A 13,230-nucleotide genomic window follows, 5' to 3' on the forward strand; every position below is an offset into this window, starting at 1 on the left:
CGGGTATCGGCAATCATGTCGCGACGCATCAACACCGCATAGCGGGCGTAGAAACCCTGCACGACCCTTCGAGAGTTCCTGCGACGCACGCCACAACGACCAGGGCTCCAACTAGGGGATCCCTTCAGTTACAGTCCGTGCGTGAGGCGTTATCGCTGGTTGTGGAATGCGTGTGTGGTCGCGAGCGCCGTTGCAGTCCCTCGGGTGTTTTGTTGGGAGACGCTTACGACAACGCTGTCCTCGGTGCGACGGTCACCGTCCTGCTAGGTGATGCGGTGATCATTGGAGTGGTTGCTATTCGGGGCGGCGTGCACACCTCCGTCGATGAGGAATCGAATCGCCCCAGTGGTGCTCGTGCGGACCCGAATCGTAAGGACCATTCCTGAAGTAGGCGTGCGACGCAGCGGACAGTCAAAGCTTTATCCTAAATGGTCGCGGTGGCGGCTCGCCGCGGATAGGCCGGCCGCGCACCGATTCCGGGCTCACCGTGGTTGGTGCTGAGGCCCCGCCGTTCGCCTGCCGCAGCCTTGGGCGACTGGCGGCAGTGAGACCTCACCAGCGGTGCGTCACGGTTCAGCAGGTGGGGTCTCTTGCTGTCAGCCATCGATTGGTTCGGAGAGCGGCACCGGCTGAGGCAGCCCCGGATAGCGTCGACCGGATACGACCCACCTTGCGTGGCGTCCCCGGATCAGTGCCTGAGGCGGCCCTGGACGCCCGCGGTTCGGCGGTCTCGATCATGCATCTCACACATGGTTCGCTAGAACTTCGTGCTATTGCCCACGTCACTCCCAGCAACGAAGCTTGCAACGTGCCTCGCTCGACTCCGGCTCATGCTGACCCCGTCAAGCCGCACCGCATGGACAAAGATTCGTGATCTACAACCGGAGGAAGATGTGACCCAAATTGTCATCAGTGGAGCCTCGGGCGATTTGGCTCGCCGCGTGACGCAAGGGCTCCTCGAAAGAGCTCCTCTGTGCAACCTGACACTTGTGACTCGATCGCCCGAGGCAATCGAAGCAGGCGGCCCGAACGTCAGCGTGCGGACGGGCGATTACGAGAAGCCCGAGCTATTGGACGAGGCGTACCACGGCGGAGACATCCTGTTTCTCATCAGTGGGCTCAATCTCGGGCGGCGGACAACGGAACACCGTAATGCGATCCGCGCCGCGGAGAAGGCGGGGATACGCCATATCGTCTACACATCGGTCGGCGGAGTACAACCCGGCAACCCGGCGCTCTCAGCCATCGACCATTACCAGACCGAGCTCGATCTCCGGGCGAGCGGACTGTCGTACACGATCCTGCGCAATGCGCTCTACGCGGAGATCGTCAGTGCGATCTGGCTGGCACCTGCCGCACGCGACGGCGTACTCGAAATGGCCACCGGCCACGGTTCCTTAGCGCCCGTCTCCAAGGTGGACGTCGCGCGCTGTGCGACCGCAATCCTTGCCGACCCCGCCGACCACGATGGCGCTGTCTACGAGATCACCGGTCCTGAACTGTTGAGCATGGACGACATTGTCCGACTTGGTTCCGAGGTCTTCGGCACAGAGATCGCCTACAAGCCGGTATCGGAGGAGGAACGGCTGCGGTTCTTCGACTCGGTCGGTCTCCCGCGGACGTACGACCCGAACATGCCCCCCAGCGCCGAAGGCCACATGTGGGCCAGCGACGAGCTGGTGTCGGCCGATCTGGCGGTGGCCCAGGGCTACCAAGCACTGCTGTCCGGACATGTCGAGCAGATCACGGGGGAGGCGCCCGCGCCGTTGCGATCCGTCCTCGAAAAGGTAAAGGACACCCCGTACGACCGAATCGGTTCGGCGTCCTGACCGCTCGCACCCCGAGCGGAACCACATATCACGTCAGTGCGTTCAGAAAGAGAGTAATAGCGCCATGAGTGTCGACCATGCGGTCCAGCAAGGCCCCGGAGCAGCGTCCGTCGGTGACGTTCCTTCCTACCCCGACGTGCCGACCTACCTGAACATCCTAGGTAGCCTCCATATCTGGGAAGGCGACGGGTGGAAGAAAGAATCGATGTCGTGGAAGACCGGCGCGTACATCGCGTCGAATCTCAGCGGCATCCCCGAGTTCACCTTCAGTGGACCCAACGCGCGGGCCTTGCTCTCACGGCTCAGTATTAACAACGTCGACAAATGGCCCATAGGCAAGTCCAAGCACCTCGTCATGCTCGACGAAAACGGATACATCGCCAATCACGGTCTCACAGTGCGCGACAGCGAGTACTCGTATCGCCATTTCGCGGCGATGCCCTGGGCCCTCTTCAAGGCCCCGTCGCTGGGACTAGACGTAGAAATCGGTATGCGGGACATCTTCATCTTTCAGGTGGCGGGCCCGAAGTCGCTGCAGATACTCGAACGCCTCACGGGTGAATCGTTGCGCTCCCTGCAATTCCTGGGCATTCGGCGAATCCAGGTACCCGGAATCGATGCCACGGTGGAAATCGAACTGTCGCGAATCGGGATGTCGGGGACCCTCGCTTACGAGGTGCGTGGACCCCTCGAACACGGACCAGCGGTGTTCGACGCCGTGTACCGGGCGGGCGAGGATTTCGACATCACGCGCCTGGGATGGCGGACTTACGTCGTGAATCACACCGAGGGTGGCTTCCCTCAGCAGGGTTGTACCTTCCTCCCTGCTGCTTTCGCCGACCCGGAATTCGTCTCTCATCCCCTCTTCGGAGCTGCTCTGCCGCCCAAGCAGGTGAGCGGCCACTTGAGTGGGAGCGCAAATCCCACCGACATCACGGCGCGCCTCCGCACCCCCTTCGAAGTCAACTGGGGATGGATGGCGAAGTTCGACCACGACTTCCTGGGCCGGGAAGCCCTCGAGGCGGAGGCTGCCGCACCGCGCCGCAAGACGGTGGTCCTCAGGTGGAACAAGGAAGACGTACTCGACGTGTTCGCGTCGCAGTTCGAGCCCGGGGAGGAATACCGGCACTTCGAGTTCCCGACGACGCCGCAATCACCAGCGGGCGACCATGCGGACATCGTCACCAAGGACGGCAAGCAGGTGGGTATATCATCGCTGGCCGTCTACTCCTACTACTTCCGCGAGATGATCTCCCATTCCACCATCGACATGGAACTCGCCGAGATCGGCACTGAAGTCGTCCTGCACTGGGGCAACCACGGCGAACGAATCAAGCAGATTCGCGCGACGGTGGAGCGGTTCCCCTACCTCGACCTCCCGGCGAACAAGGATGTCGATCTGGAGTCGTTTCCGTCAGGAGTCGTCGCGCACTGAGTGCATGACCGACTCCGACCTACTCGTCCCGTCACACGATCCTGGCGGCGACGACCACTTCACACGAAAGGACAACAGCACGATGTCACGAACCAGTCGCGACGTGGTCGACCTCGGCACTTTGATCGTGCAAGGCGACGACCGTCAGGGAATCGTCGCGGCGGTCTCGTCCTTGCTCGCGAAATACGGCGCGAACATTGTCTCACTGGACCAGCACTCGACCGACCCTGCCGGCGGCAGATTCTTCCAACGCACGACGTTCCACTTGGAGGACCTACCGGCACAGATTCCGTCCCTGTCCGACGAACTCGACAACGTTCTAGGCATGTTGGGACAGTCGTACAGGTTGACTGAAGCTCGCAAGCCGAAGCGCGTCGCCATCATGGTGTCCAAAACGGATCATTGCCTCCTCGACCTCCTATGGCGGCAGCGTCGTGGCGAAATCCACATGAACGTGGGGATGGTCATCGCGAACCATCCCGATCTCGGGGACGACGTTCGCGGATTCGGCATTCCGTTCATCCACATCCCCGTAAACCGGGCGTCACGGGCACAGGCGGAGGCGGAGCAGTTGAAGCTTCTCACCGACAACGTCGATCTCGTTGTCCTCGCTCGCTACATGCAGATTCTGTCCGGTGATTTCTTACAACAGGTGGGAGTGCCGGTAATCAACATTCATCACTCATTCCTGCCCGCTTTCATCGGTGCGGGGCCGTATCAGAAGGCGAAAGATCGAGGCGTCAAACTGATCGGCGCCACGGCCCACTACGTGACCGAGGACCTCGACGAAGGGCCGATCATCGAGCAGGACGTCGTGCGGGTCTCGCACGTGGAGACTGCAGCTGAGCTGCAACGAAGAGGTGCGGACGTTGAGCGCCAGGTGCTTTCTCGCGCCGTTGCCTGGCACTGCGAGGACCGGGTAATCAGAGACGGGAACCAGACCGTTGTCTTCTGATTCTCGTCTAACCACGGTAGGAGAGGGAGTCGGCATGTCGGCCCGATTGCTGAACGGCCGCGAGGTGTCGCGAGTCATGCGCGAAAAGCTTGGGACCCAGGCACAGCAATACTCGAGGGACTTCGGTCGGCGTCCGGTTCTGGCGACGGTACTGGTCGGCGACGACCCCGCCTCGCACACCTACGTGCGTATGAAAGCCGCTGCCTGCACCGAGGTCGGTATCGAATCGCGCCGAGTGCATCTCGACGCGGGGTTGAGCACGAATGCTGTCTGCGCGGAAGTTCGGGCGCTGTCTGAAGATCCCAATGTAGATGGGATTCTTCTGCAGCACCCGGTGCCACCCGGAGTGGACGAACGCGCTGCGTTCGACGCCATCGATCCGGCGAAGGATGTCGACGGTGTCACCCGAGACTCGTTCGCGGCCATGGCATTGGGAACCGCGGGCTTCGAATCCGCAACCCCCGGCGGCATCATGAGATTGCTCGATTCGTACGCCATTGCACTCAGTGGGCGGCACGCAGTCGTGATAGGTCGCAGCCCGATCCTCGGCAGACCGATGGGAATGCTTCTGCTGGCTCGTGACGCGACGGTAACCTACTGTCACTCACGCACTGCGGATCTGAGCTCCCACGTCGAGTCGGCCGACCTAGTCGTGGCGGCGGTGGGGTCCCCCGGACTGGTCCGAGGCGAGTGGATCAAACCCGGTGCTGTCGTGATCGACGCAGGCTACGCGGACAACAAAGGTGACGTCGACTTCGACTCGGCGTCTCGCAAGGCGTCATACATCACGCCTGTGCCAGGGGGCGTCGGCCCGATGACCATCACCACGCTGTTGGAGCAGACAGTCCGCGCCGCGCGAGAGCGCTCCATGAGCTGATCGATTTGTCCGGGTGTTCTCGTGCAGCGAGACGACTGCCGGAACGGAAATCCTCGTTCTTGCGCCGACCTGTACGCGCCTTGCCGATTCTGGTTGTCGTCGTCGTTGTCATGCGGCAGCGCGAGAACCGCGCACTGCAAAACGCTGTCCACGTCAGTGCGGTAGGTCGGCTTGTTCAAGAATCGAGGTCATCGCTTACTCAGGCCAATCCGGCGCCGGCGCGTTCCGAACGGGACCACACAACTGAGATGGACGCCTCGGCTCGTGGGATCGGCGATATCCTGGGGGAACATCGTCGAGAGGTGAGCAATGTGGCGTTCGTTGGCCGTGCCTCGAGCGGGATGAATCGATGTAATCGATGACTGATGTCGATCCGTTCGCGACGCAGCGCGACGTGGCCGGTTCGGTCACGGCGGAGCTGGCTGCTGCCGGATTCGAGGACGCCCAAGAGATCGGCAGCGGAGGGTTCGGCGTCGTCTACCGCTGCACGCAGGCTGCGCTCGACCGCACCGTAGCGGTGAAGGTCCTCACCGTGGACCTCGACGAGGAGAATCAGGCACGGTTCCTGCGCGAACAGCGCGCGGCAGGAAGGTTGACCGGACACCCCAATATCGTCAACGTTCTCCACGCCGGTGTGACCGACAACGGTCGCCCCTTCATAGTGATGCCGTACTACCCCCAGGATTCTCTCGATGCGCAAATCCGACGTCGCGGACCGCTTCCACTGGACGAAGCGCTGCGGCTCGGAGTGAAAGTAGCGGGCGCCCTGGAGACCGCGCACCAACTGGGAATCCTTCATCGCGATGTCAAGCCCGGGAACATCCTGTTCACCGACTACGGTGAGCCGGCGCTGGCAGACTTTGGGATCGCCCACATCTCTGGCGGGTTCGAGACCACTGCGGGCATTGTGACGGGTTCACCGGCGTTCACCGCCCCCGAGGTCGTGGCCGGCCAACCAGCCAGTCCGGCCGCCGACGTCTACGGTCTCGGTGCGACACTGTTCGCCGCGATGACCGGGCACGCAGCGTTCGAGCGCCGGAGCGGAGAGCAATTGGTCGCCCAGTTTCTCAGGATCACCACAGAACCCGTCCCGGATCCCTGCGAGCACGGCGTTCCGCACGATGTCGGTGCGATTATTGAAGTTGCCATGTCCGCAGACCCGGGGCGTCGTCCGTCCGTCGCGGAACTGGGTCAGCAACTCGAGACTTCCCAGCTTCACCACGGGTTCGCGGTCGACAAAATGGCCCTGCGCACCGAAACGGGAGTGACACAAGAACATGAAAGTAGCCCGCCGATACGCACACATTTGCCCGCGGCAACAGATACGTTAGCCGGACGCCGGGGGTCCCCCACAGGTCGTCTGCCCCTGGAGTTGACCAGCTTCGTTGACCGCCGCACCGAACTAGCAGAGGCGAAGAACGCGCTGTCGACCTCGCGACTGGTGACGTTGACTGGGATCGGTGGGGTCGGCAAGACCCGGCTGGCGTTGCGGGTCGCCACCAAACTGCAGCCCGATTTCCCTGACGGTGCGTGCCTGGTCGAGCTAGGTGAGCTTCGTGACGAGTCACTGTTGGTGGGCATGGTGGCGAGTGCGTTGGGACTACGCGACCAGTCGACGAAACCAATACACGAGGTACTCGTCGACTTCCTCGTCCCCCGCAAACTGCTACTGATACTGGACAACTGCGAGCAGATTGTGGATGCGGTGGCCGAGCTCACCGAAACCCTGCTACGCAGCTGCCCCGAGCTTCGGATCCTCGCGACCAGCCGTGAAGCACTCGACATCGGCGGGGAAGTGGCGCAGCTGATCCCGCCGCTGCCTGTACCGGATCCCGATCACCTGCCCAGAGGGCTGCCCCGCAATGACGCGGTAACGTTGTTCGCCGAACGGGGAGCCGCCGCCGTCCCGGGGTTCGCAGTCACCGAGGCCAACAAGGTCACCATTGCCCGGATCTGCCGGCGCCTGGACGGGTTGCCCCTAGCGATCGAATTGGCTGCGGCCCGGATGCGGGTGATGACGCCCGAGCAGATCGAGCAGCGGCTGACGGACCGTCTCGCGTTGCTAACGCGCGGCAGCCGGAACTTACCTTCACGGCAGCAGGCGTTACGGATGTGCATCGACTGGAGCCACGGATTGTGTATGCCGGTCGAGCAACGGGTGTGGGCTCAGCTGTCAGTGTTCGCCGGCAGCTTCGAAATTGATGCTGCAGAACAGGTGTGCGGCGGTACCCTGACATCGGAGGCGCTACTCGATACCGTGACCGGCCTGGTCGACAAGTCGATTGTGACCCGGGTGGAGTCGGGCGACACGGTACGGTTCCGGATGCTCGATACCGTGCGCGACTACGGCCGCGAAAAGGCGCACGAGACCGGTCAATATCCCGAACTCTCCCGCCGACACCGAGATTGGTACGAGCAGTTGGTGATCAAAGCTGAAGGTGACTGGATCAGTCCCCGACAACTCGCGTGGATCAACAGACTCGCGCTGGAGCAGCCGAATCTGCGAGAGGCGCTTGAATTTTCGGCGTCCGATAGTCCCGAAGCCGGAATTCGCATCGCAGCCGCGCTCTACCACTACTGGTATACCCGGGGGTTGTTCAGCGAGGGGCGGCGCTGGCTCGAGCGCCTCCTCGCCTGTCAGACCGGCGCACTTACCCGAGACAGGGCCAAGGCGTTCTTTGCGTGCAGCCTCCTGGCCGGCGTGCAGGGCGATCTTCGCGCCCAGGCCGCCTTGGTAGAGGAGTGTCGCACTCTCGCCAGCCAGACGACCGACCCGATGCTACACGCTCACCTCGATCTGGCCGCGGGGGCCTTAGCACTGTTCAGTGGAGATCTTCCCGGCACACGCTCGCATTTCGAGAATGCCATCGAGGCGGAAGCCACACAGGGAGACCTCACCTTCCAAGTCATTGCTCTCGGCCCCCTTGGAACGACTTACGCACTACTGGGCGATACGGAGCGGGCCATCGAATGCTACGAGCGCCTCCTCGCGATCACCGAGTCGCGGGGAGAATTCGTGTATCGGTCGTATGCATTGTGGGCGTTGGCTGTTGCGGTTTGGCGGCACAATGACCGCGCGCGAGCGGTACGGCTACTCGAGCAGGCACTGCAACTCGGTCGGAAAGTTAAAGACTGGTTGAGCACCAGCTGGTGTCTGCAAGCGCTGGCATGGATCGCAGCCGAGGAACACAACCCCCGCCGTGCGGCCGTATTGTTGGGAGCCGCAGAGCAGCTGAGCCGATCGGTGGGAAGTCCAACAGTGGTGGTATCCGCCCTGGTGGTCTACCAGGAGGAGTGCGAAAAGCAGACCCGCCAGGCGATGAGCGGGCAGGCGTTCGCCACGGCCCACGAGCGCGGTGGGGCACTCGGTTTCGACGCTGCCGTCGCCTACGCGCTGGGCGAGCAGGTTCCGCCGACATCGATATCCGCTCCTAGCTCGACGAAACTGACGAAGCGGGAACATGAGGTCGCCGAATTGGTCGCCGAAGGGTTGACCAACAAGGAAATCGCTGCTCGCCTTGTCATCTCGCCACGCACCGCGCAGGGGCATGTCGAACACATCCTGACCAAGCTGGGATTCGGCTCACGCGCACAGATCGCGGCATGGGTCGTCGAATCGCACAATAGGCCCTCCTGAACCACCGACCGACACTGGACTGCTGAATGCCGGCCTGGCGTACAGACAAGATCGACGATGCCGCGGTCGAACGCGCTTGTCGCGTAGCGCAGATGAATCGGCTACAACACCGCACGTCCTCCTGTGTCAAGCCCCTAGATCGGAATCCGCGGTGTCATTGGGGTTGGTGGCACCAATTACCTCACTGGCTCTCTCGGCACCGAGTACATAACGTACGGGCTAGAGTCTGGTCCTGGATTGTTGGTCGTGCTCGGGCATGTGGTGACATGGGGATACGCGCATTCGAATCGCGGCCTCCGGTTCCCACTTCCACGCTCGTATGAGGAGGAGCGGCACGTGACTGCGATAGTGCTCGCGGGACCGGGTAGCGCCAGACAACGCGAAGGGCACGCTCTCGGCCGACCGCGGAGTGCCTGCCCTTCGTCCGTATGTGTCGCGTAGGTCAGTGCTGGTATGTCGCCAGGTCTCGGTCCTTGCTCTCCTTCGTCAGGACAATGAACACTGAACTGACCACGGCGAGCGCGATCATGTAAGCCGCCACCAGGCCTGTGCTGCCGTCCGTAGCAGCCTGCAACGACACGAGGATTACGGGGGTGAAACCCGCGCCGAGGAGCGTGGCTGCCTGGTAGCCGAGAGAGGCACCCGTGTACCGAGCGGATGTGCCGAACTGTTCGGCGATGTACGCAGCCATCGGCCCGAAAGTCGCCGACTGGAACACGCTGAAGCCCAACACGAAAGCGAGTGCTACCAGTACCACGTTCCCGGAGGACAGCATGGACAGGATGGGGACGACGAACACCGCGAACCCGGCGAGGCCGGCCAACATGACCGGCCGACGGCCGATTCTGTCCGAGAGGCGCGCGAATCCCAGCAGTGCGAAGATGGCGATGAATTGGCAGATCGCGAAACCGATGAGGACGTCCGACCGTGTAGCACCCGACCTCGTGGCATAGCCGATGGCGAATGTCGCGAACATGATCTGTATCGCGACGCTGGCCATGCATCCCCCGGCCACGAGGACGACGTTCTTCGGACGGCGCAGGATGCTCATGAGCGGCGGCGGCGGCGGCGTGACCGGGACAGTGGCGGAATCGCGCTCTGTGCGCCGCGCCAAAGCCTCTTTGAAGACTGGGCTCTCCGAAACTCGACTTCTGATGAAGAGACCGAGCGCGAGGAGGACAGCGGAGAGTAGGAACGGGATGCGCCAGCCCCACAGGAGGAAGTCCTCCTCGGGCAGCACGGCCACGATCGCGAGTGCGATGGTGCCCAGCAAGGAACCGGTGGGTGCTCCCGCGTTGGTGAATGCCGCGGCGAATCCGCGTCCGCGTCCACCGACGTGTTCCAGCGACATCAGTGTGGCGCCGCCCCACTCGCCTCCGATGGCGATGCCTTGGCTCACGCGTAGCAGGACGAGAATGATCGCGGCCCAAGAGCCGATGGCTGACGCAGGAGGAACGAGCCCGATCAGGAACGACGCGCTGCCCATCACCGTCATCGAGACGAGCAACATGGACTTTCGGCCATATCGGTCCCCGAAGTGACCGAAAATTATGCCGCCGAGCGGGCGCGCGAGGTATCCGGCGGCGAACGTCCCCAGGGATGCGATGGTGCCGGCTACAGGCGTGAGATCGGAGAAGAAGACGGGCGCGAACACGATCGCCGCAGCAGTCGCGTAAAGCAGGAAGTCGTAGTACTCGATGGTGCTGCCGAGGTAACTCGACAGCACCACTCGTCGAATCTCCTTCTTCTTCGTGTCGGCGTCGGTGACGAGCGGCGGGTCCATGCTGGGAGTTGGTCGTAGTGGGGTCGGATCGACGGGTGAGCTCATGGTGCCTTCCTTGTGGGGAGTTCGAGGGCGCGCGCTGCTGCGTAGTGATCGCTCGAACCGGAGGCAACGGCGGCGGGAGACAGTCGCGGGCCGCGGTGCGCCGGCCGCCCCCGCCCGGCTCGGATGCTGCCGCCGGGCGAGCCGAAGGTGACGGACATCTGGTGAGAGAAAGTGGTGCCGAGACCCGTGTTTTCAGGAGATGGCGGCGTCGATCTTGTCGTAGCGGACCTCACGCACCCGCTCCATTACGGAACGGAGCGGCTCTGGGGCACGCCCGGTGATTTGCTTTACGTGATGGCTCAGAAGAGCCTGGTAGCCCTGTGCGACAGCCACTTCGGCGGAGACAAGTTCGTCGCTGGCCCATAGGTGCCCGTCCGGGCTAGGGGGCATGTTCGGATCGTAGGTGCGGGGAATCCCGATCGAGTCGAAGAATGCCAGCCGGTCGCGTTCGGTGATCGGTTGATACTCGATCGGTGTCGAGTGGATCTGCGCGCCGAGGGCTGCGATCTGATGAAAGTCCAGCAATTCCGGGCCTGTGATTTCGTAGACCGCGCCGACGTGGCGGGCGGGGTCCATGAGACAGGCGGCAGCGCTACGCGCGACGTCGCCCTTCGCAACGGGAGCCAGAAGCCCATCCCCGGTTGCCTGGGCCAAGATTCCTGACGGCACGGCGGGTGCCACCAGGATGTTGCTGACGATCTCCGCGTAGAGGGCGTTCCGCAGAATGGTGTACTTGAGCCCCGACGCGCGGAGATCCAACTCCGTCTGATGGTGGTCGATAGCGGACAGCGCAGGATTGCCCGGCTGCACACCGCCGACCGAGGTATAGACGATGTGACCGACGCCTGCCTTTTGAGCTGCTTCGATCGCGCCGCGATGCTCGGAAATTCGACGTCCGAGGTTGAGGCCGCTGATGAGGAAGAGTGTGTCGCCGCCTACGTAGGCTTCCTGGACAGAGGCTGGGTGCTGGTAGTCGCTATGCCGGATCTGCACAGTGTCGGAAGCGAGGCCAGCCAGTTTCTCCGGTGTGCGGGTGGTGAGGATCAGCTCCCGGTGCGGATCGGCTGCGAGCAATAGGCCCGTTACCCTCCGGCCTAGGTCACCCGATGCTCCGCTGATGATAATTCGACTCATGTGCACTCCTCGTATGCACGGCCCTGATCCGCTGGGCCGCCTTCGCTCAAACTGGTTGTGATGCAAGCTACATCGGACCACCGTCTGTGGCGTGGGTCCACATCCAAAATTGTCGTCGTTGTCATGCGCGGTGAGTATCGACCGCAGCCGATGTGTTTGGCGTATGAGGTCCGCAAACTTTGTGCCATTGCGACGAGGCGGTCGGCATCACATGCTGGTGTGGTCCGACGTGATCGCAGTCACTAGCAGCAGCCTGATCGCGTCCTACCGAGTGAAGAGAGACATAACATGGCACAGCTCGCCAGCACGGAACTGCCGGATCGCGACAAGATCCAGGTCTCGGATGCCGACCTCGTCGCCCGGGCTGCGGCCCTCGTCCCGCTCATCCGCGAGTACGCGGAACAGGGAACCAAGGACCGCCACATCGCACCCGAGGTGATCGACGCAATCTCGGAGGCGGGCTTGTTCCATCTCATGGTTCCCACGCGCTGGGGAGGCCAGGGAGCGTCGTTCAAGACTGCGGTCGACGTGACCGCCGAAATCGCCCGCGGTGACGGCTCGACCGGTTGGGTCACCGCACTCATGATGGTGGCGACCGGCTTCGCTAGCACGTTCTCCATGCAGGCGCAGGAAGATGTGTTCGGGGTGAACCCGAACGCGAGGATCTGCGGGATCTTCTCCCCGGGTGACCGCAGCGAGCCCGTCGAAGGGGGCTACCTGATGAGCGGCCGCTGGCCCTACGCCTCGGGCTCCTTCGCCGCCCAGTGGGCCAGCCTGACGATCACGCTGGAGGATGGTGAGCAGGGAATGGCGCTCGTCCCCGCAGAAGCCTTCACCATCGAACCGACGTGGTTCGTCGCCGGCATGCAGGGAACGGGTAGCGACACCGTTGTGGTCAAGGACCACTTTGTCCCGGAGTACCGCGTGCAGCGAGTGAAAGACATGTTCGCGTCGAACTTCCGCTCTCCGTTCACCGAGGAGCGGACGGCATCGATGCCCTTCAACGCCGTTGCCGCCGGCATTCTGGTTGCGCCGCAGATCGGACTGGGACGTCACGCCCTCGAGTTGACACGCGCGAAGCTTCCGCTGAAGCCGGTCGCGTACACGGCCTACCGCCAAGCCAAGGAGTCGCCTACCCACCAGATCGGTGTCGCGAAGGCGGCCACCAAGCTGCGCCTTGCCGAGATGTTGATGGCTGGCATGTGCTCTGACATCGACACCGCCGCCGAAAGCCACCAGCTGCCCAACTTGGAGGTGCTCGCGCGCATCCGCAACGACACAGGCGTGGTGGCGGAGCTGGTCAAAGAAGAGATCGACTACCTCCTCACCGCGAACGGTGCCGGCTCGTTCGCCGACGTCAACGTGCTCGGACGGGTGTGGCGCGACAGCGAGACCGCGGCCCGGCACGCACTCGTGACACCCGAGATCGGGCGCGAAGCGTACGGACGTCAGCTCCTCGGAAACGATGATCCGACCATCGGATTGTGAGATGACGATGACCTCCGCCGTCGAAGGGAAGGTGTCCGATGTGCTGA

8 protein-coding genes are annotated in these 13,230 nt (G+C 63.0%); 6 read left to right on the forward strand and 2 right to left on the reverse strand.

Annotated elements, in window-relative coordinates:
• Positions 1 to 893: 893 nt before the first annotated feature.
• The 5 genes from CJ177_RS34800 to CJ177_RS34820 all read left to right on the forward strand — a co-directional run bounded on the left by CJ177_RS34800 (position 894) and on the right by CJ177_RS34820 (position 8,733).
• Positions 894 to 1,829 (forward strand): NAD(P)H-binding protein, encoded by a 936-nt coding sequence (locus CJ177_RS34800; RefSeq protein ID WP_095869816.1) that lies wholly within the window; start codon positions 894 to 896, stop codon positions 1,827 to 1,829.
• A gap of 64 nt (positions 1,830 to 1,893) precedes the next feature.
• On the forward strand, positions 1,894 to 3,264 hold the full coding sequence (locus CJ177_RS34805; protein ID WP_095869817.1) for an aminomethyltransferase family protein: 1,371 nt from the start codon (positions 1,894 to 1,896) through the stop codon (positions 3,262 to 3,264).
• An 82-nt stretch (positions 3,265 to 3,346) separates the two neighbouring features.
• Positions 3,347 to 4,219 carry a formyltetrahydrofolate deformylase gene (gene purU, locus CJ177_RS34810; RefSeq protein WP_095869994.1) on the forward strand — a complete coding sequence of 291 codons (873 nt, stop codon included), beginning with the start codon at positions 3,347 to 3,349 and terminating at the stop codon, positions 4,217 to 4,219.
• A 34-nt stretch (positions 4,220 to 4,253) separates the two neighbouring features.
• On the forward strand, positions 4,254 to 5,096 hold the full coding sequence (locus tag CJ177_RS34815; protein ID WP_095869818.1) for a bifunctional 5,10-methylenetetrahydrofolate dehydrogenase/5,10-methenyltetrahydrofolate cyclohydrolase: 843 nt from the start codon (positions 4,254 to 4,256) through the stop codon (positions 5,094 to 5,096).
• Between the two features lie 358 nt (positions 5,097 to 5,454).
• Entirely contained in the window at positions 5,455 to 8,733 is a 3,279-nt protein-coding gene (locus CJ177_RS34820) for a protein kinase (protein WP_095869819.1), read from the forward strand.
• Positions 8,734 to 9,175: 442 nt separating this feature from the next.
• Here the strand turns inward: CJ177_RS34820 and CJ177_RS34825 are convergent, their stop codons facing one another.
• Positions 9,176 to 10,516 (reverse strand): MFS transporter, encoded by a 1,341-nt coding sequence (locus CJ177_RS34825; RefSeq protein WP_241031845.1) that lies wholly within the window; start codon positions 10,514 to 10,516, stop codon positions 9,176 to 9,178.
• A 237-nt stretch (positions 10,517 to 10,753) separates the two neighbouring features.
• Positions 10,754 to 11,695 carry an NAD(P)H-binding protein gene (locus tag CJ177_RS34830; RefSeq protein ID WP_095869821.1) on the reverse strand — a complete coding sequence of 314 codons (942 nt, stop codon included), beginning with the start codon at positions 11,693 to 11,695 and terminating at the stop codon, positions 10,754 to 10,756.
• A 288-nt stretch (positions 11,696 to 11,983) separates the two neighbouring features.
• On the opposite strand from CJ177_RS34830, the gene CJ177_RS34835 reads away from it, so the two are divergent.
• Positions 11,984 to 13,183 (forward strand): acyl-CoA dehydrogenase family protein, encoded by a 1,200-nt coding sequence (locus CJ177_RS34835; protein ID WP_095869822.1) that lies wholly within the window; start codon positions 11,984 to 11,986, stop codon positions 13,181 to 13,183.
• Positions 13,184 to 13,230: the final 47 nt, after the last annotated feature.

This window comes from Rhodococcus sp. ACPA1, from assembly GCF_002300195.1.
Classification (GTDB): Bacteria; Actinomycetota; Actinomycetes; order Mycobacteriales; family Mycobacteriaceae; genus Rhodococcus_F; species Rhodococcus_F opacus.